The organism is Streptomyces sp. NBC_01669 (assembly GCF_026339735.1).
Taxonomy (GTDB): Bacteria; Actinomycetota; Actinomycetes; order Streptomycetales; family Streptomycetaceae; genus Streptomyces; species Streptomyces yanii.
The window spans coordinates 82,609-101,417 of record NZ_JAPEQG010000003.1; the positions used below are offsets into that span (position 1 = coordinate 82,609).

Below are 18,809 nucleotides of genomic sequence, written 5' to 3' on the forward strand. Positions count from 1 at the left end.
CGCGGCGTATGTCGTCATCCGAAGCTCTCTCAGGTTGCTCAGGCCGGCACGACCGGATATAGGAAGGCAGACATGGCCTGGCGTATGCCTGTATTCGCCTGGCCGGCTTCTGCCGCCCATTGCCTCCCAAGGCGGGTAGGTCCGGACACCGATTTGCGGGCACGGCCGCGGAACGGGGAAGAGCACCACGAAGACCGGGGCGGGGACACAGCAGCCCTCACCCCGGTCCTCACGGCGTTCCTGACGGGTCAAGCGATCATGAACTCCTTGACCCGTAGTGCGCGTTCGACGATCCGTACGTCGCCGATCCAGCCGTGCATCAGCTGATCGAGAGCGCCGCCGTACTCGTACGCGCCGAGCAACCACGGCAAGCCGGCCGTGGCCAGCCCAACGGTCCGGGTGTCGGGGTTACGAGCGACGACGCACCCGTCGATGTACATCGTGGTGTGCGATCCGTCGTTGACGACGGCGACGTGCCACCACCGTTCACGCTGCAGTTCATGGCTCCAGTTGGTGACGCCCCCCGGCTGGTTCAGCGGCGCGGCTGCCCATTGCATCCCGGGCCCGTCCGACAGGGACAGAGTGGCCACAGGCTCGTCCGGGTCGCCGGTCGTCTTGCCTGCGGAGCCGAGCGTGCCCCGTCGACCCAGGACGCCGCCCCAGGCGTGGCGTCCGGCATCCCAGTCAGCAGGCAGCCGGAGGAAGGCCTCAATGGTGTATCCGGAGCGGAATGTCTTGGTGTTGAGGGGGGCGTTGTTCTCCGTGGACAGGTATGAGCCGCGGAGTGGTCCCTTCTCTCCGCCGAAGTAGAGGCTGCCGTGACCCGGTTGGTCCGGGTGGTGGTCGTCCGACCAGCGCAGTGTGTCCGGCTCGCTGCCGGCGACGGTCCGGCGCAGCAGGTCGTTGCGGCCTCCGGACAGGTCGGGGACGCGCAGGGCGGCGTCGGCGGCGGAGCCGTCCGGGTGCGTCGGGGAATCGAAGCGCCAGTATGCGACAGTGCCGGGTATCAGTAGTTGCTCGGCGGGGCGGGGTTGACGTGCGGGGACGGGTGCGAAGCCAGCGAATCTGCGCTCGAAGTCGAGGGGGATGCTGAAGCGGTCCTGCGGGCCGGTCAGTTCGATCTCGGCGCGTTCCAGGTCGTTGAGCTTTTCTCCGGCACGACCGAGGATCCACGGGGAGATCGTCTCTACGTCGATGGTGTTCCTGGCGAGGTCGAAGCGGTAGAGACGGATCATCGCGCTGCCGCCGTAGTAGCGGTTCTGGTAGTTGGTGATGTGCAGATGGACGTCGTTGCCCGCGGTGTTCTTGCGAGTGGTGCGCCCGGCGGGCCAGTAGTGGCCGTTGAGGGTGAGGAAGATCTGGTCGTGCCCTGCTATCAGCTCGTCCCACAGATGCTTTCCGTGACCGGAGAATTCGGCCTCGTCGCCGTCCGCGTTCGCGTACACCAGTTCATGCGTAGTGAGGATGACCGGCGTGTTCGGATGTCCCGCGATGACGTCCCTCGCCCAGGCGAGCCCGGCTGCCGACGGCCGCCAGTCGAGCGCCAGCACTAGCCACTCGCGCCCCGCGGCGCGGAACAGGTGGTACGTGTTGTAGCCGTCCGGCGTTGCGCCGCCGAACGTCGGTAGGCGTCGCATGCGTTGGGGGCCGAAGGTGTCCAGGTACGGGGTGCGGCCGCGTCGGTCGTCGGTGGAGGACTTGATGTCATGGTTGCCCGCGACGACGCTATAACCCACGTGCTGCCGGTCGAGAAGGGCGAACGCCTCGCCGATGGGCCCGAATTCGTCCGGGTGGCCACTTTCGGTCAAGTCGCCCAGATGGGACAGAAATACGATGTTCTCGTCGCGCCCGTGATCGAGGATGTAACGCAACGACGCCTCGACCGGGGCCCTGTTGATACTGGCCCCGTCGAAGAGGTACTGGGTGTCCGGCATGACGGCGACGGTGAATCTCGCGTCGTCCGGATCGGGGCGCCACCTGCCGCCGGCAGCGGTGTTCTGGTGCGGCAGGGCTGCAGCGGGGTCGGCGCCCGCGAGACCTGCGGTGGCGATCGCGGCGCCGCTGAGCGCGGTGGCGCGCAGAAACGTACGGCGCGCGGCGGCAGGCAGGAGCGGTCCGTCGGGCTGGTGGAACGGGCTACACATGAAATTCTCCGCGGAGGACGAGCGTCGGGGGACCAACTGCAAGCTAGCTGCGGCAATTGGGGAGAAGCTGGGCCTCAACGGCAACAACTGCGCGGCGAGTACATGAACGGGAGGAGCGGCTTCCGGTCGCGGCACCGAATCCTGGCGCGACCTCGGCGTAGGCGGTGGTGGTGGCGTCGTGCGCGGAATCGGTGATTCCACGCCGTCGTAAGCGGGCGTCCGCCCGGATGCCCTTCTCACTTCGGATGCGGGCGCGTTCCTTGCGTTCGGCGGCCAGGACGTCGCGGTGGCGGGCGTTGGCATTTCGCCACCGCAGGTAGGCGTGCAGGGCGCGGGTCTGGACGGTGTGGTCGGGGTGGTTGGAATTGGCGATGGTGAACTGCCTCAGCGGGCCGAAGTGCGCCTCGATCGGGTTGGCCCACGAGGCGTAGGTCGGGGTGAAGCACAATTCGACCCTGTGTTTCTTCGCCCAGCGCCGGATGTCGGTGCCCTTGTGGGCGGACAAGTTGTCCATGATCACGTAGAAGCGCCGTCACTACGTCCGTGTAGGACTGCTCCCCGCACCCGCGAGGATGGTCCCGTGGCGTCGGTCGTCGTCGCCTTGTTCAGCTGCTGCTCCCCGCACCCGCGGGGATGGTCCCCAGCCGCGGTCTGTGAGCCAGACTGAGCAGTGCTGCTCCCCGCACCCGCGGGGATGGTCCCTTCACGGGAGTGGACAAGGGGCGGACCGTCATCTGCTCCCCGCACCCGCGGGGATGGTCCCCCCGCCGTGCGACCGGAACTGCGCGATTCGCTCTGCTCCCCGCACCCGCGGGGATGGTCCCCCCGCCGTGCGACCGGAACTGCGCGATTCGCTCTGCTCCCCGCACCCGCGGGGATGGTCCCCCCGCCGTGCGACCGGAACTGCGCGATTCGCTCTGCTCCCCGCACCCGCGGGGATGGTCCCGTCTTCAGCTTGGCCAGCTTCTGCTGCAGCCCCTGCTCCCCGCACCCGCGGGGATGGTCCCCGGGCGTTGCCATCGGTGTTGGCCTCGTTGTCCTGCTCCCCGCACCCGCAGGGGATGGTCCCTTCCCATGACCGGCTAATCCCAGAAACGCCGACTGCTCCCCGCACCCGCGGGGATGGTCCCCCGTTCTCGGAATGCACCTCGACCAACTGATCGGCGCCACCGCCGGAGGCCAGTACGTGCCCCTCAGCACGGACAACTCCAGCGCCGTGGTGCACCCGCAACTGCCGGTACCGGATCCGTGGATTCCTCGGCGACGGCGTTCTCCTCACGCACACACCGCACCCCCTGGCCCTCCATTCACCCGGCAGGCGCTCCTGAGCCATGCCCTATCGGCGCGCGGCCCAGCCTGGCCCGCCGCCACCGAGAGCGCGGCGGGGCGGCCGAGCGTCTTGCCTGCGGCTTCGGCGGCGGCGACGCCTTCGCGGGTGTTCTCGCTGATCATGTCGCGCTGGAACTCCAGCACGGCGGCGAGGACGGAGACCATCATCTTGGTACCGGGGTCGTCGGAGGCGAGGTCGATGCCGGACAACAGCCCGGACTCGACTCGCAGGTGCAGGCCGCGGCGGATGAGCACCGGCCGCAGGGCGAGGATGTCGGCGACGGAGGGGAAGAGGCGGGCGGCGTCGGCGATGCGGATGGTGTCGCCGACGGCGGCCTCGTGCAGGAGCCGAGTGAAGCCGACGCGGTCAAGGGAGAGTTGGCGGGTGGAGGTGGCGGGGTCCTCGTAGACGGGGGCGCCGGCGGCCAGCAGCGCGGCCAGGGCATGCCGTTGGCGGGCGTCGGTCTGCTTGTCGGTGGAATGCCGAAGGTAGATGCGGTCGGCCATGCCCGATCGTTTCCCTTCCGGGTCGCCGGTGTCGCTCTCAGGAGTCTTGTGCAGGGTTCTCAGAAGACGTCTGGAGCAGGTCGGCAGGGATCCGGGCCGACGGCGATGGCGATCGCTTCGGCGGCTGTGGTGACGTGGTGCAGGGCGGGGCCGTTCCACCACTCTCTGATGGTGTAGTCGCCGGTTCCCCGGGGTGAGTCGATCGAGACGAAGGACGGGGAGAACGGGTAGTCGGGCGTATTGGAGAAGCTCAGTGCCCAGTGGCTCGTGAAGGGGTAGAGCCTGCGGAGCTTCGGTTCGGCGTGGGCGGACTCGATGAGCGCCTGGTACTGCGGCCAGTCGGCGTCATCAGCATCCTTCAGCAGCCACTGCCACTCTGAGGCGATGACGTCGGCGGGGTTGTTGTCGGGGACCTCGAAACGTCCGGTCAGGAGGTCAAAGGTCGCGGCCTGCCTGATCTCGTCGAGGCTGGCCCCCTCCGCCCAACCGCGGATCACTTGGGGAAGTTCACGTATGTCCTTGGTGTTGCCGCAGATCATGAGCCTGTCGTTAGACAAGCCCCAGATGGTCCAGTTTCGCTCGTGATGCCACGCCGCGATGTAGGACGAGTGGCGATGCGGGACGACACTGGTGCCCTCCCGACAGGGCCTGCCGTTGCGAGGGACCAGCAGCCGTTCCGATCCAACCGGGTGCCAACCGGGCCCAGTCATTGCCAGGACGCGTGCTCGCGGGACTGGTATTCCAGCGCTGCTGCCAGGTGGTCTCGGCGTCGCTTGAATTCTGACCCTCTGACGGCGGATCAAAAGTGACCCACTTGGTGATCTTCGCCTGAACCTGATCTTGATGGAAGGTCAGGAGGGAGAGGGTGATCCTCGTGGAGGACTGGGCAGAGATCCGTAGGCTGCACCGGGCTGAGCAGATGCCGATCCGGGCAATCGCGCGGCATCTGGGCATCTCGAAGAACACGGTCAAACGAGCCCTGGCCACGGACCGGCCGCCGAAGTACGAGCGCCCGTCTCAGGGGTCGGTCGTGGACGCGGTCGAGGTCCAGATCCGTGAGCTTTTGCGGGAGACTCCGACGATGCCGGCCGCCGTGATTGCCGAGCGGATCGGGTGGGAACGCGGGATGACGGTCCTCAAGGACCGGGTGCGGGACCTGCGGCCTGCCTATGTGCCAGTCGATCCGGTCTCGCGCACGACGTATCGGCCCGGCGAGCTGGCCCAGTGCGACCTGTGGTTTCCCGAGGCGGACATCCCGCTCGGCTACGGCCAGAGCGGACGGCCGCCGGTGCTGGTGATGGTGTCCGGGTATTCGCGGGTGATCGCCGCGCGGATGCTGCCCTCGCGCACGACCGGCGATCTGATCGATGGGCACTGGCGGCTGCTGTCCGCCTGGGGCGCGGTGCCCAAGACGCTCGTCTGGGACAACGAATCCGGGGTCGGTCGCGGAAAGCTCACTGCCGAGTTCGCCGCGTTCGCGGGCCTGCTCGCCACGAAGATCCATCTGTGCCGGCCCCGTGATCCAGAAGCGAAAGGGCTGGTCGAGCGGGCCAACGGCTATCTGGAGACGAGTTTCCTCCCCGGCCGCACCTTCAGTGGCCCCGGCGACTTCAACACCCAGCTGACCGCCTGGCTGACCATCGCCAACCGGCGTGTCCACCGCACTCTGCAGACCCGCCCCGTCGAGCGGTGGGAGGCCGACCGGGCCGGAATGCTCGCCCTGCCGCCCGTCGACCCGCCCGCCTGGTGGCGGCTGCAGACACGGATCGGCCGCGACCACTACGTCCGCGTCGACACGTGCGACTACTCCGTGCACCCCGCCGCGATCGGACGCACCGTCACCGTGCTGTGTGACAAAGACGAGATCACCGTCCTCGCCCCCAGCGGCGAGATCGTCGCCCAGCACCCGCGCTGCTGGGCCCGCCACCAGACCATCACCGACCCCGACCACGCTGCCGCGGGCAAGGTGATGCGAGGTGAGGTGCACCACCAGCAGGCCGCCCGCGCCAAAGCCGCCCGAACAGCCCAGACCGACCCAGGCCCGCTTATCGAGGTCGAGCAACGCGAACTGGGCACCTATGACCGGCTGTTCACGGTCATCGAAGGCGGCAAGGGCAGGGAGGCCGGCTGATGCCCCGCACCACCGCCGTCCTCGACGACGCCACCGCCACCACATCGGCCACCGGCCGCAGGACCGGCTCCCAGACCGCAGCGGACCTCGCCTTCCTTGCGCGGGCGATGAAGGCTCCGGCCTTGCTGGATGCCGCTGACCGTCTCGCCGAGCGGGCCCGCAAGGAGTCCTGGACCCATGCCGAGTACCTCGTCGCCTGCCTGCAGCGCGAAGTGTCCGCCCGTGAGTCACACGGCGGTGAAGCACGGGTGCGGTCTGCCCGCTTCCCCGCGATCAAGACCATCGAGGAGCTGGACGTCACCCACCTGCGCGGGATGACGCGCCAACAGCTCGCACATCTGGGAACGTTGGACTTCATCGCCGGGAAAGAGAACGCCGTTTTCCTGGGACCGCCGGGCACCGGGAAGACACACCTGGCGATCGGGCTCGCGGTCCGCGCCTGCCAGGCCGGACACCGCGTCGCGTTCGCCACCGCCGCCGAATGGGTTGACCGCCTGGCCGCCGCCCACCACACCGGCCGCCTCCAGGCCGAGCTCACCAAGCTCAGCCGCTACCCGCTGATCGTGGTGGACGAGGTCGGCTACATCCCCTTCGAAGCCGAGGCAGCGAACCTGTTCTTCCAGCTGATCTCGAACAGATACGAACGCGCGTCCGTGATCGTCACCAGCAACAAACCCTTCGGACGCTGGGGAGAAGTCTTCGGAGACGAGACCGTGGCCGCCGCCATGATCGACCGCCTCGTCCACCACGCCGAGGTCCACTCCCTCAAGGGCGACTCGTTCCGCATGCGAGGACGTGAACTGGGACGGGTCCCCAGCGCCACCACCGACAACGACTGAACCAACCAAACCGAAGACACCTGGGTCAGATTTCAACCGGCCAGAGTGGGTCCAAGTTCAGCCGCCGCCGACAGGTGGCCCCCGGGAAGGTCTCCAGCCACTGCAAGGTCTGGCGAGCTCCGCGGATCCTGGCTCGGTGCTGTCTCACGTCCGTCGGCCGCAGAGGAGGTTGCTCCAGACGAGCCAGGATGTCGGCTCGCGCGCATGCAGTGGCCGCCCAGTGATCCTCCGCAGGTCTGGGCGGGAAGCGCAAAGCGACGGCTTTCAATGCCTCCCCGGCCAGGCTCAGGGATGCGGGAGGTGCGACATGCGTCGCGATGGACACGGTCTCCGTAGGTGTCACCAGGCAGTCCCGAAGAGGTTGTTGAGGGATTCAGGGTTGTAGCCGGATGCGCGGGAGTCCGCTAGGCGGACTTGGCCCGTCGGGCATGGTGTGCCCGAACGTGTTCGATCACCTCGTCCCGGTCGGCCGGAAGATAGAGCTGTGTCGTCGACAGGTGTGCATGGCCGAGCACCCACTGCACGTCGGTCAGCGGCATCTTCGGATCCCTCGCCAGCCGATAGGCGGCGGTGTGTCGAAGATCGTGGAGAGTCCAGTTCGTACCGAGCAAGCTGTTGGCCCGGTTGAACATCGCACGGGCCGCCGGATAGTTCAGGGGACGCCACGGGCGGCGTAACGTCCACCACAGCCCCTCGTTCTGTCCGCGGGGGACCCCAGCCCGCCAGGCGCTCTCCTGATAGAGCCGTAGCCAGACGAAAGCGTCCGCTGCGCAGGGGAGTTGTTGGTAGGCCCGGCTCCCCTTGCGGACCACCCCCAGGACCTGTTGGCCGGGCAGCGCGTCGCGTTGCCGACTGGTGAGCAGTTCCTCGGCGCGAGCCCCGTTGGAAACCCAGAAGGCCAGCAGAGCTCGATCACGGTCGTGCTTCAGCGCGGCGAAGAGCGCGTTGAACATGGCGTCGGGGATCCGCCGAGGGGCTCGCTTGGGGATGGCCGGCCGGTAGCGGCCTTGCCGTTCGTGGCGAAACCGCTCGTCAGGGTTGTGGTGAGCGTGTGCTCTGCCATGGCGCCGGGAGCGATCCAGTGGAAACGGGTTCAGGATCGGCCCGGTTCCCTCGGAGAGGTGGAAGTCGTAGAAGACCCGTAGGACGGTCTCGCAGTGCGCTCGCGTTGTCGGCGCGTATCTCAGCCCTGGTGACGACTTTCCCGTGATCGGATTGGGGGCTCCGGGCGGCAGCTTCTCTGGTGCTGGCTTTGGTGCTGTCTCCGTCTTGATGTCCCGTCGGTGGCGCCAGTGCAGCGGTGCGGGCTTGTTCGCGATCTTCATCCAGCAGGCGAAGTCCCGAGCGTCCGACCGGACTGCACGATCCCAAGCGATCCCCCAGCCCCACAGGAAGCGCTACCAACGCAGCAGATCCATTCCGTACGACCGGATCGTGGCTGCTGACTTGTCACAAGCCAGCAGCTCCGCGAAGAAGGCGGCCACGGGTTCGATCTCGACCCCGTCCGCGTCCAGGAGGACAAACGGCCTCCATCGATCTCTCGTCTCTGCCAGCTGTCCGGCCTCGGGCAGCACGAAGCTCGCTAACTCCCTCTCGGGATCACGTCCAAGCATCCACGGAAGCTAGCAGAAAGGCCGTCTGACCTGCGAAAATGATCGAGTTAGTTCAGTCAACGGTTCGCCGTGGTCCTGGACCTGCCCGCCGACCGCCGCGACCGAGGCTACGGCCCAGAACCCGGGCTTCCTACGGCCACCACACGCGGGTGAGGGCTCCGCTTGCAGTCGTAGAGCACCAGTGAGGGCGGCGCTGTCATCCCGGTTCGCATCCAGCCCCGCGTCCTTCCTGCCCTTTCGGACGCTGTGCGCGCGCCTTGCTGAACCTAGGCCCAGGTGGTCCACCTTCGCCGCAATCATCGGAGCCCTACCGCGGAAACACTGAATAAGTGGATCAAAATGGTGAGTCAGGTGATATCCGGATTGGGTCATACATGGACCAGAGGCGGGATTACTCACCTCGTCTGGGAATTTCCTTCGCGGATAGCCGTCAGGAGCAAGTCCCGCCATTCAAGGTCTCGAGGCCCTCGATCGCCTTGCGCCACCGCCACACCGTTCCACCCGTCCGCCGGACGGGCCACACAAAGGAGATCACCATGACTGAGTTCGCGCCTGTACCCGCCTTCGCCCTGGGTCCGGACATCCCGGAGTCCGGGTATGTCGTCACAGACCTGGGCGGCGGTGCCTACTTCGTCACCCAGGGGATGATCAACACGATGTTCCTGGTGACCAAGAAGGGTGTCGTCCTCGTGGACGCCTCACCGTTCCTTGGGGACAAACTGCTGGCGGCGATCGCGGAGGTCACCCCGAAGCCGGTGACTCACCTTATCTACAGCCACGCGCACGCCGACCACATCGGGGCAGCTCACCTGCTGAACCGGGACGGCCTGAAGATCATCTCCCACGAGGTCACCGGCGAGTTCATCAAGGAGGCCAAGAACGACGACCGGCGCCCCCTGCCCACCGAGACCTTCAGCGGCCGGCGCAAGGAGATGGACATCGACGGCGTCAGGTTCGTCCTCGACTACACGGGAGACTGGCACCAGGCCGGCAACCTGTTCATCCACCTGCCGGAGCAGAAGATCATGGCGGCGATGGACAGTTTCACGCCGAAGAACGCGCCGTTCTTCCGCCTGTACTTCTCCGCGCACCTGCCCGCGTACTTCGATGCCATGGACCAGATGCTGGAGTATGACTTCGAGACCATCGTGACTGGTCACATGGCCCTGCACGGTACTCCCGAGGACGTCGCGATGAACCGCGAATACATCCGCGACCTGCGCACCGCTGCTTCCGAAGCGCTGCGGACGGTCGACCTGAAGGAAGCCGCGGCCGCCGCCAAGGTGCCGGAGAACAACAAGCAGGCGGAGCTCAAGGTCTGGATGGACGCGGTTGTCGCTCGCGCCGCAGAGCTGATGCCTCCCTGGGACAAGCGCCTGGGAGGCACCGACATCTTCCTCGCCGACAACCTCAACGCCGTCGCATGGAGCGTCTTCATCGATTAAGAACTCCTAACGAAATGATCTTCGAGGTGGTTGGAGGTCGACCTTGTATGCCCCTCCTGGCCCTCACATGGGCGGATCCAAGGGCTTCCCGGGAGGCATCGAGGTCAGAGTCGTCGAGCTGGCGCGGCCGCTTCCTACAGCCAGCCCTGCTCCGCACCCGCAGTTCAGATCAGGAACCGGCAGTGTGCGGTCGCCTTCGACAGGCCGCAATACGGCGGCAGAGCCCACCCAGCGCGTCTCGTCAGACATGTTCCAGGCTCCGCCACCCTGCGGGCGCATCTACCTCTATGAAATCGGTGACCTGGAGATCTTCCACAAGCCATCTGACAATCCCGCCCCATGCGCAAACAATGCACAGTCACCGCATAGGGCGCCGTCTAACAGGCCATCTCATCAAGACCGTTCGCCCCGCGTCCTGGGGTGAACACGTACGCGGGTGAGGGGTTCATTGCTGATCCGGTGCGGGTTCCGGCTTGACCTTCGAGTCGAGTTGAAGGTTTAACGTCGGTGGCATGACGACCTACCGGATCTCGCAGCTGGCCGATCGTTCCGGCGTTCCGGCCACGACGCTGCGCTTCTACGAGGACGCCGGTCTGCTGCCCGCCGACCGCACGCCGGCCGGGTATCGGGTGTACGGCGAGGACGCGGTGGAGCGCCTGGCGTTCATCTCCTCGGCCAAGCTGCTGGGCCTGGCCCTGGAGGAGATCCGCGAGCTGCTGGACATCCGTGAGGAAGGGGTCAGGAACTGCTCTCGACTAAGTGTCCATGAGTGTCCTTCAGGTGTCACGAGTGTCGTATGATCTGGTGTATGAACCTGACGGAATGGGCGCGCGCGCAGGGGGTCGCCCCGCGTACTGCGTACCGCTGGTTCCGTGAGGGCACGCTGCCGGTCCCTGCGGAGCGAGTGGGGCCGCGCACGATCCTGGTGAACATCGACGCGAACACCTCACCGTCCGTGACCGGTGGCGTGGGCCTGTACGCCCGCGTCTCCTCCCATGACCAGAAGGCCGACCTGGAGCGGCAGACCGCACGCTTGTCGGCATGGGCCGCGAAGGCCGGGCATAAGGTCGTGCGCGTCGAATCCGAGATCGCTTCGGGCATGAACGGCGCCCGTGCCAAGGCCTGTCGCCTGCTGGCCGACCCGGCGGTGACCACCGTGGTGGTGGAGCACAAAGACCGGTTGGGCCGTATGAACGTCGAACTCGTTGAGGCCGCTCTGGCTGCAACCGGCCGTCGACTCGTTGTGCTGGATGACGGCGAGGTCGAAGACGACCTGGTGCGCGACATGGTGGAGGTTCTGACCTCGTTCTGTGCTCGCCTGTACGGCCGCCGCGGTGCGAAGAACCGTGCCAGGAAGGCACTGGAAGCGGCGGCTGCCGATGGCTGACAAGAAGCAGCTCCGTACCATCGACTTGCCGTTCGTTGCTGTCGGCCCGTCCGGTGTGGCGTTACGCGACCGCCTCAAGCACCTCACGCCAAAGGACGAGAAGGTGTTGCGTCTGGTCGGCGAGCACCAGGGCCGCCTGGCCTCTCTCGATCTCAAGGCCCGTTGCGAAGCCGGGCACAAGCACGACAACGACGCGTGGGCGTCCCGCAAGCGTGACCTGACCGAGCAGTCGTCGTCGCGCATCGCGGGTGCGATCACGAAGGCTACGCATGACCAGTACGGCCTGGCCCGACGCTGCCTGCTCGCCCATGTCCACAACCTTGAGGCCGGTATCCGCACGCTGCGACACCGCCTGTCCCTCCCGATCGGGGAGAAAGGCAGCAAGCGGGCGCCGGGCGGGTACCGGTCCAAGGGCGAGTGGTTCCACAAGTCCCGCCGCCTGGCCACCCTGGAACACCGCCTCGACGTGGCCCGCGACGACTGGAAGACCGGACATGTCCGTGTCGTTCGCGGCGGCCGGCGGCTGTTCAAGAACCGGCACAACCTTCAGGCCGCGCAGCTCACCGAGCGCGAGTGGCGTCAGCGTTGGGAGGCTGAGCGCTGGTTCCTCGCCGCAGACGGCGAGTCCGGAAAACGCTTCGGGAACGAGACGATCCGCGTCACCCCTGACGGCGAAGTGTCGATCAAGATGCCCGCCCCGCTCGCCCACCTGGCCAACAGTAAGCATGGCCGGTACGTTCTTGCCTCCAAGGTCGCGTTCGCGCACCGTGGGGACGAGTGGCGCGACCGCACCGAGGCCAACCGTGCCGTCGCCTACCGCATCCACTACCACGTTGAGCGGGGCCGCTGGTACCTGACCGCTTCGTGGACCAGGCCCGCCGTGCAGACGATGCCGCCGGCCACCGCCCGCGCCGAGGGCATGGTCGGCGTCGACACGAACGCCGACCACTTCGCCGCCTACCGGCTCGACCGGCACGGCAACCCGGTCGGCGACCCGCGCCGCTTCCACTACGACCTGTCCGGCACCGCCGACCACCGCGACGCCCAGATCCGGCACGCCCTCACTCGCCTCCTGCACTGGACCAAGCAGACCGGCGCGCAGGCGATCGGCATCGAAAACCTGGACTTCGCCGCCGAGAAGACCCGCGAGAAGCACGGCCGCAAGAAGCGGTTCCGGCAACTCATCTCCGGTATGCCCACCGGCAAGCTCAAGGCCCGCATCGTCTCCATGGCCGCCGAACACGGCATCGCGATCGTCGCCGTCGACCCGGCATACACCTCGATGTGGGGCGACCAGCACTGGCGCAAGCCCCTGATCAGCAAGACTCGCACCATGACTCGCCATGACGCCGCCTCGGTGGCCATTGGCAGACGCGCCCTCGGGCACCCGATCCGGCGACGGACGGCACCGCCCCAGCATCACCAGAGTGATGGTGCTGGGCATCGGACCGTCCAGGCCGATCATGGTGACCGAGGGCGTGAGGAAACCCGCCGCCCTGTCGCGGAGCGTGCACACGATGCGCGTCGCCGGACAGAGACAACGAGAACGCGGGGGACCAGCGCATCCAAAACCGTTCGGGATGCGCGCAGTTCCGGGACGTGGGTACAAGGCTCACTCCTGGACACTGTTTAGGAACGGTGTGCGCGTCTGTACGGGCGTGCATGCTGCCGCTGGTCGCGGACCGGATCATGCAGACCGACGGCCGGATCGCCGAGCTGCGGGCGTTCTCCGACCACCTGGCCGGAGTCCACGCAGAGCTGTCGGGTCCGGCGCCCGCAGGGGCCTGCGGCCCGGACTGCGGCTGTACCGCGACCAGCACTCCGGCGGCCGGGCCCGTGCCGGTGACGCTGTCGCCGACCCGCCTCGACGAGGGCGCCGGGTCGTGGCGGGACGTCCCGGTGGCCTGCACTCTCGGCGGTGCCGAACTCGGCGAGCGCACCGAGATGTGGCGGACGCTGGTCGGCAAGGCCGAGAGACGCGAGGAGATCCCCGATGGCGTACGCCTCTCCTTCCACGCTGGCGCCGAGCTCGCCGGCGAGGTCGCTGCCCTCGCCGCAGCGGAGCAGGGCTGCTGTGCGTTCTTCGACTTCACCCTGCATCTGACCCCGACCGCTCTCCAGCTGGATGTGCGAGCGCCCGAGTCCGCCGCCGCGATGCTGGCCGACCTCTTCGGAGCGACCGCATGACCATCTCGTCCCGCCCTTCTCGGCCTTGGGGGACCCTCGGCGCCGGCGCGGCCGCGGTCGCCGCCTGCGCGGTGTGTTGCGCGGGCCCGCTCCTGGCCGTCCTCGGCGGTATCGGCGTCACCTCCGCGATCGGTGCGTTGTGGATGCCCGTCCTGGCGGTGCTGGCCGTGGCCGCCGGGCTCGGCGTTCTGGTGGTGCGACGGCGGCGCCGGGCGGCGGCCTGCCGTACGGTCGCGGCACGGGCCGACCTCGGCATGCCGACTGTCGGCGCACCCCCGGATGCGGACGGCAGCAAGGCAGCTCGGTGAGCTGGAGCCGCAGGTCAGGCCGAGCACGGTGGCCTGTGAGATGGAACGCGCGGCAGCCACGGGGCGGCCAGCACGGTACGAAGGAACAGTTCGGGTGTCGCAGCAGGAACCGCAGAGCCTGGTCGAGCGGATGGAACACCACCAGGTCGTGCTCTACCTGGCGGCGATGGCCGCCGGTGCGTTGCTCGGCTGGGAGGCTATGTACGTGAGTTGCGGGTTCTGGCACAGATCTTGGGGAGCCATTGCAGTGCGTCACCTCGATGTTCGATTGCGAGGGACTGGCTCCTGTGAGACGGCGTACGCCTTGTCGCCTCACATCCGGAATTGACGCTCCCTCAGGCGCTTGTCGGTCGATGCCGTGGTCGGCTGTGGACGGTGATGGTGCTGTTCATGCAGGCCGATACATCGTTCTGGGACTCGCTGGTGTTCGACGGGATCGACGAGGTGGATGTCGAGGCGGTCACGGCCGCGTTCGGCACGATCGAGGTGGTGGCGAGAGGCCGCGCGGCCGGGGCTGCATGTCCGGACTGCGGCCGATTTTCGGACCGAGTCCACGACCGTTACCAGCGCAGGCTGAAGGACCTTCCGCTCGTTGATCAGGGCTTTGTGATCCGGCTGACGGTCCGCCGCTTCGTCTGCGGGTCGGCGGACTGGCGGCGCCGGACGTTTGCCGAGCCGTTCTCCCGGCTGGCCGCCCCGCACGCACGGTTCACCAATCGGCTCAACCACGCCCTGGAGCGAGTGGGGCTCGCCCTGGCGGGGCGGGCCGGCGCTCGGCTGGCTGCCCAGTTGGGCTTCGGTGCGGGAAGGATGACCTTGTTACGCAGGGTCATGGCGTTGCCCGATCCGGGGTTCAGTACTCCGCGTGTGCTGGGTGTGGACGACTTCGCGATTCGTCGCGGCCAGACCTACTCCACCGTCTTGACCAGTGTCGAAGACCATCGCGTGGTCGATGTGCTCCCGACGCGTGAAGCCGGGCCGCTGGCCGCCTGGCTGATCCGCCACCCCGGCGTGGAGATCATCTGCCGTGACCGGGCGGGCGCCTACGCCGAGGGCGCCCGGCGCGGTGCCCCGGACGCTCTGCAGGTCGCTGACCGGTTCCATCTGTGGCAGGGACTCGGCCGGGCCGTGGAGACCTGCGTCGCCGACCACCGCGACTGCCTGCGCAACCCGTCGCCCAGCGGCATGTTGCCGGAGGCCACCCGACTGGCTTCCGGTCGGCCGCAGGACGACTCGGAGCCCGTCGGCCGGCGGGCCGAGCGGAAGAAGGCGGCACACGCCCTGGTCCACGAGCTGCTTGCCCAAGGCCACTCACGCCGTATGATCGCCCGGCATCTGGGCTGGGGCCTCAACACCGTGCTCCGATACGCGGCCGCTGCACGCTGGCAGGAGACCTTCCGCGAGAACCGGCCCCGGTCCAGCAGGCTGGACCCCTACAAGCCCTACCTGGAGCGGCGATTCGCCGAGGGATGCACCAGCATCACCCGACTGCACAGCGAGCTGGTTGCCGAGCACGCTCCCGTCACCTATGCCATGGTCCGCGTGCACATCGCCACCTTGCGCGGGGCTCCGTCCGCCGCACCGCCGCGGCCGCCGACAGCGCGGCAGGTGACTGGCTGGCTCACCCGTCGCCCCACCGCCCTGAACGAGGAGGACCGCGTAGCCCTGAAAGACGTTCTGACACGCTGCCCCGAACTGGAAGCGGCCGCCGCACACGTCCACGATTTTGGCGAGATGCTCGGCGGCCGCCTCGGCAGCACGCTCCCTGCCTGGATCGACGCAGTCGATGCCAGCCAGCTACCCGGTCTCACCGGCTTCGCACTCCACCTACTCCGGGACCTCGACGCTGTGACAGCCGGGCTCACCCTGGACTGGAACTCGGGCAGCATCGAGGGCGCCGTGAACCGCATCAAGAAGATCAAGAGACAGCTCTACGGTCGAGCCGGATTCGAACTGCTCCGCAAAATGATCCTGCTCCAGTAGCTGCTCGCGGCGGTGTTGCTCTGCCGCTCGTCGGCACGTTCGAGGTCAGAGTTCGGTCGTCCAGATCCCGACAGGGTGCTCACTCGGTGGCAGCCACAACTGAGGCTGTGACTCACGATGCCTCTCTTCAGCCTGTTCCTCCCAATGAAAGCGGTCATCCACGTCGGGCCACGCAACTTGCAGCACGGGGAAAGGAGGCAGCCGGTAGAACTCGATAGCCCGGCCGAAGAACGTCCGGTACCAGCGGAGATCGACCTGCCTGAGCGCGACTTGGTGAGGCGATCGAGGGGCGGGACCCGGCGACCACGAGAAGTGGCAGCGTGAGGTCGCCGCGCGGATGATTCGTTTCGCGGGGTTCATGGCCGCCGGCACCCCGGCCGTCGGCCAGCGGTCCGGGCTCAGGTTCAGGCCCGCAACCGGGGTGTCTGCCGTTTGTGGATCACGGGAGCCGATGCGTGTTTTGCCGGCGCGTGCCTCTGTCCGTGGCTGCGGGTGAAGGGTGCACGGGTGTGGTGTCGCGGTCGGCCTGCAGGTGTTGCCCGGCCTTGGTTCCGGGCGGAGAGGCCGGTAGCAGAAGGCCTCAGACTGCGACGGAGAGCAGGTCCACCACGAAGACGAGTGTCGAGCCCGCCGGGATCAACGGCGAGGGTGACTGGTTGCCGTAGCCGAGGCGCGGGGGAACGATGATCTCGCGCCGGCCGCCGACCTTCATCCCTCTGACCCCGCGGTCCCAGCCCTTGATGACCTTGCCACCGCCCACGGCGAACTTGAACGTCTGGCCCCGGTCCCAGGAGGTGTCAAATTCCTTTCCGGACTCGAAGGTGACCCCGACGTAGTGAACCTGGACAACCCTGCCCGGCTTCGCCTCAAGCCCGTCCCCGACGACGAGGTCGCGGATTGTCAGCTCGGTGGGAGCGTCACCCTCCGGAAGGTCGATCTCGGGCTTCGTCAGTTCACTCATTGCAGCCTCATTCGCTCGCCGCCGGAAGCCCTCATACAGACCAGCCAGGCGCATGGTCACTCTATGCAGTAGATCATCATGCTGCCGTGAACGCTGATCTCCTGGAGTGCATCAAGCCCAACGGAGCACGATGCTCAGTGTGACTGGGCGTGCTACGTCATCGGTACGCTGCGCCCGTACTCGATGATGGCGGGGCCCTGCTCCCCGCGTCCGCGGGTATGGCCCCTGGGCGTCGCCTGGTGGCGCGTGGCCCGCTGCACGGAAGGTCCTTCAGCCTGCGCTGATAACGGTCGTGGACTCGGTCCGAGAAGCGCCCGCAGCCCGGACACGCCGCCCGGGCCGCGCGGCCTCTCGCCACCACCTCGACCGTGCCGAACGCAGCCGTAACCGCCTCGACGTCCACATCGTCGATCCCCTCGAACACCAGCGAGTCCCAGAACGGTGCACCGGTCTGCATGACCAGCACCATCACCGCTCACAACCGGCCGCAGCAGAGACCAGAGGGAGCGTCACTTCCGAACGTCAACGGACAAGGCGTACGCCGCCTCACACGAGCCAGTCCCTCGCAATCGAACGTCGGGGTAACGCTCCGCAACGGCTCCCCAAGATCTGTGCCAGAACCGAGTTGCGACGTTGTTTCGACGTGAGATCGGGAGTCGCACGCTCGCGCGAGTAGGCGATGTTCACGAGAACGGGAGTCAGAAGCCGCCTGCGACCCTCAGCGAGGTGGTGGACTCTACGGGCGCCGTCGTGCACTGCGTGTGCGAGGTCGACGCGCCGGTGCAGGGCGACCTTGTCTCGTTCACGCATACCTACACCAGTCCCGGATGGGACAAGTCGCAGCAAAGCCGCAGCACGCTGCGCTTCCTCGGCCCGGACGCACGGTCGGGGGGACTTCAGCAACTCCGCCGCGCGGCGCAGCGCGGCGGCCAGGCCGCTCTGTGCCCACTCGCATCGACTGTCTGGACGTCTCGTGGCTGTGATGATCGAGACGGTTGTCTATCCGTGGTCGGGACGTGGTTGGGCGGGGTCGTTCGAGGTTGTTTCGGGTTTGGTGTGGAGGACTTCGCGGGCCTGTTCGGCGGCGCGGGTGATGCTTTCGCTGATGAAGTCGAGGAAGCGGGCGATGTTCTCCATGCGGGTGGCGGCGGGGGTGTGGGGGCCCAGGATGGCGACGCCTTGGCGTGCGGTTTCGACGAGCTGGTCGTTGGATCGGGCGCTGGCGATCGTCGCCTGGTAGAAGAGTTCGTCGTCGACGACGTAGCGGTCGCGGCGGCGTTCGTCGCGTTCTCGGCGGACAAGGCTCTGGCTCTCCAGGAAGGCGATCGCTTTGGAGATGGACGCCGGGCTGACCTGGAGGCGCTGGGCGAGTTGGGACGCGGTGAGGCTGCCCGCGTCGGTGGTGAACAGGCAGGTCAGCACCCGGGCCGTCATCTTGGGCAGGCCCGAAGCCATGAGGACGGTGGTGAGCGTCTCCTCGTACTCGGCCACGGCCTCGGCGTTGCGTCCGTGTGGCTGGGGGACTGCTTCCGGCCCTCGGGAGGAGGCGGGCTTGCGCCGGTGGGCGCGGCGTTCGGTGGCGCGGTGGGCCAGGTCGGCGCGGTAGGCGGTGGGGCCGCCGTTGCGCATCACCTCACGCGTGATCGTCGAGGTCGGACGGTCGAGGCGTCGGGCGATCTCGGCGTAGGGGAGGCTGTCGGCCAGCCCCAGCGCGATCTGCTGGCGTTCCTGCTGGGTGAGCCTGCCTCCCGGCATCGCGATCTCCTTGGTGATCCTTCGTGGTGGTTCCTGATCCCCTCACTATAGCGTTCACTTCTCATCCATTGCAATGACCGGAGCGGTCGTCGTTGCGTTACTGGTGAGATCGTTGCAACGGTTTCCTGGACTCTGCCTGCATAGATGTCAATTCTGTGCAACGAGTGTGTTGTGGCAGTCTGGAAAGCAACGTAGCGTTTCCAATGTCAGAAACAACGAA

18 protein-coding genes, 2 pseudogenes and 1 CRISPR repeat array are annotated in these 18,809 nt (G+C 67.4%); of the genes and pseudogenes, 9 read left to right on the forward strand and 11 right to left on the reverse strand.

Features of this window, described 5'->3' with window-relative positions:
• Nucleotides 1–248: 248 nt before the first annotated feature.
• The 4 genes and pseudogenes from OG972_RS47300 to OG972_RS47315 form a co-directional block, all read right to left on the reverse strand.
• Nucleotides 249–2,144, reverse strand: coding sequence for a LamG-like jellyroll fold domain-containing protein (locus tag OG972_RS47300; RefSeq protein ID WP_266993192.1), 1,896 nt, complete (start codon nucleotides 2,142–2,144; stop codon nucleotides 249–251).
• A gap of 223 nt (nucleotides 2,145–2,367) precedes the next feature.
• Nucleotides 2,368–2,667 (reverse strand): annotated as a pseudogene (locus OG972_RS49480) (transposase); the annotation flags it as partial.
• Nucleotides 2,668–2,695: 28 nt separating this feature from the next.
• A CRISPR array of direct repeats spans nucleotides 2,696–3,274; the repeat unit is 29 nt; unit sequence CTGCTCCCCGCACCCGCGGGGATGGTCCC.
• Between the two features lie 145 nt (nucleotides 3,275–3,419).
• Complete coding sequence (locus tag OG972_RS47310) at nucleotides 3,420–3,980, reverse strand: recombinase family protein (protein WP_266993196.1); 561 nt, start codon at nucleotides 3,978–3,980, stop codon at nucleotides 3,420–3,422.
• A 59-nt stretch (nucleotides 3,981–4,039) separates the two neighbouring features.
• On the reverse strand, nucleotides 4,040–4,537 hold the full coding sequence (locus OG972_RS47315; protein ID WP_266993198.1) for a DUF6193 family natural product biosynthesis protein: 498 nt from the start codon (nucleotides 4,535–4,537) through the stop codon (nucleotides 4,040–4,042).
• A gap of 308 nt (nucleotides 4,538–4,845) precedes the next feature.
• Between OG972_RS47315 and istA the strand changes: the two genes are divergently transcribed.
• Nucleotides 4,846–6,111: an IS21 family transposase gene (gene istA, locus OG972_RS47320; protein ID WP_266993200.1), complete on the forward strand. Its 1,266-nt coding sequence runs from the start codon at nucleotides 4,846–4,848 to the stop codon at nucleotides 6,109–6,111.
• Complete coding sequence (gene istB, locus OG972_RS47325; RefSeq protein ID WP_266981221.1) at nucleotides 6,111–6,950, forward strand: IS21-like element helper ATPase IstB; 840 nt, start codon at nucleotides 6,111–6,113, stop codon at nucleotides 6,948–6,950. Before istA ends, istB begins: the two co-directional genes overlap by 1 nt.
• A gap of 404 nt (nucleotides 6,951–7,354) precedes the next feature.
• Here istB and OG972_RS47330 read toward each other — a convergent pair whose 3' ends face one another.
• Both OG972_RS47330 and OG972_RS47335 read right to left on the reverse strand, forming a co-directional pair.
• Entirely contained in the window at nucleotides 7,355–7,903 is a 549-nt protein-coding gene (locus tag OG972_RS47330; protein ID WP_266993202.1) for a site-specific integrase, read from the reverse strand.
• Nucleotides 7,904–8,347: 444 nt separating this feature from the next.
• On the reverse strand, nucleotides 8,348–8,563 hold the full coding sequence (locus OG972_RS47335) for a hypothetical protein (protein ID WP_266993204.1): 216 nt from the start codon (nucleotides 8,561–8,563) through the stop codon (nucleotides 8,348–8,350).
• A gap of 536 nt (nucleotides 8,564–9,099) precedes the next feature.
• Here OG972_RS47335 and OG972_RS47340 point away from each other — a divergent pair.
• The 7 genes from OG972_RS47340 (at nucleotide 9,100) to OG972_RS47370 (ending at nucleotide 15,873) form a co-directional block, all read left to right on the forward strand.
• On the forward strand, nucleotides 9,100–10,008 hold the full coding sequence (locus OG972_RS47340) for an MBL fold metallo-hydrolase (RefSeq protein WP_266993206.1): 909 nt from the start codon (nucleotides 9,100–9,102) through the stop codon (nucleotides 10,006–10,008).
• A gap of 512 nt (nucleotides 10,009–10,520) precedes the next feature.
• Nucleotides 10,521–10,808, forward strand: a complete 288-nt coding sequence (locus OG972_RS47345; RefSeq protein ID WP_266993208.1) for a MerR family transcriptional regulator — start codon at nucleotides 10,521–10,523, stop codon at nucleotides 10,806–10,808.
• Nucleotides 10,809–10,816: 8 nt separating this feature from the next.
• Nucleotides 10,817–11,395 (forward strand): IS607 family transposase, encoded by a 579-nt coding sequence (locus OG972_RS47350; RefSeq protein WP_266993210.1) that lies wholly within the window; start codon nucleotides 10,817–10,819, stop codon nucleotides 11,393–11,395.
• Nucleotides 11,388–13,028: an IS200/IS605 family accessory protein TnpB-related protein gene (locus OG972_RS47355; RefSeq protein WP_266993212.1), complete on the forward strand. Its 1,641-nt coding sequence runs from the start codon at nucleotides 11,388–11,390 to the stop codon at nucleotides 13,026–13,028. Before OG972_RS47350 ends, OG972_RS47355 begins: the two co-directional genes overlap by 8 nt.
• Before the next feature lie 29 nt (nucleotides 13,029–13,057).
• Nucleotides 13,058–13,582 carry a hypothetical protein gene (locus OG972_RS47360; protein ID WP_266993214.1) on the forward strand — a complete coding sequence of 175 codons (525 nt, stop codon included), beginning with the start codon at nucleotides 13,058–13,060 and terminating at the stop codon, nucleotides 13,580–13,582.
• The gene (locus tag OG972_RS47365; RefSeq protein WP_266993216.1) at nucleotides 13,579–13,890 is read left to right on the forward strand and encodes a hypothetical protein; all 312 of its coding nucleotides are present in this window, start codon (nucleotides 13,579–13,581) and stop codon (nucleotides 13,888–13,890) included. Before OG972_RS47360 ends, OG972_RS47365 begins: the two co-directional genes overlap by 4 nt.
• A gap of 390 nt (nucleotides 13,891–14,280) precedes the next feature.
• Complete coding sequence (locus tag OG972_RS47370) at nucleotides 14,281–15,873, forward strand: ISL3 family transposase (RefSeq protein ID WP_266993218.1); 1,593 nt, start codon at nucleotides 14,281–14,283, stop codon at nucleotides 15,871–15,873.
• A gap of 45 nt (nucleotides 15,874–15,918) precedes the next feature.
• Here the strand turns inward: OG972_RS47370 and OG972_RS47375 are convergent, their stop codons facing one another.
• The 5 genes and pseudogenes from OG972_RS47375 to OG972_RS47395 form a co-directional block, all read right to left on the reverse strand.
• Nucleotides 15,919–16,233: a DUF4262 domain-containing protein gene (locus tag OG972_RS47375; protein WP_266993220.1), complete on the reverse strand. Its 315-nt coding sequence runs from the start codon at nucleotides 16,231–16,233 to the stop codon at nucleotides 15,919–15,921.
• Between the two features lie 220 nt (nucleotides 16,234–16,453).
• Nucleotides 16,454–16,834, reverse strand: coding sequence for an FKBP-type peptidyl-prolyl cis-trans isomerase (locus OG972_RS47380; protein WP_030976601.1), 381 nt, complete (start codon nucleotides 16,832–16,834; stop codon nucleotides 16,454–16,456).
• A 157-nt stretch (nucleotides 16,835–16,991) separates the two neighbouring features.
• On the reverse strand, nucleotides 16,992–17,303 hold the full coding sequence (locus OG972_RS47385; protein WP_323135999.1) for a transposase family protein: 312 nt from the start codon (nucleotides 17,301–17,303) through the stop codon (nucleotides 16,992–16,994).
• A 530-nt stretch (nucleotides 17,304–17,833) separates the two neighbouring features.
• A complete protein-coding gene (locus OG972_RS47390; RefSeq protein ID WP_323136010.1) occupies nucleotides 17,834–18,289 on the reverse strand; it encodes a MarR family transcriptional regulator in 456 nt (151 codons plus the stop codon).
• A 93-nt stretch (nucleotides 18,290–18,382) separates the two neighbouring features.
• A pseudogene (locus tag OG972_RS47395) lies at nucleotides 18,383–18,589 on the reverse strand (helix-turn-helix domain-containing protein); the annotation flags it as partial.
• Nucleotides 18,590–18,809 lie beyond the last annotated feature (220 nt).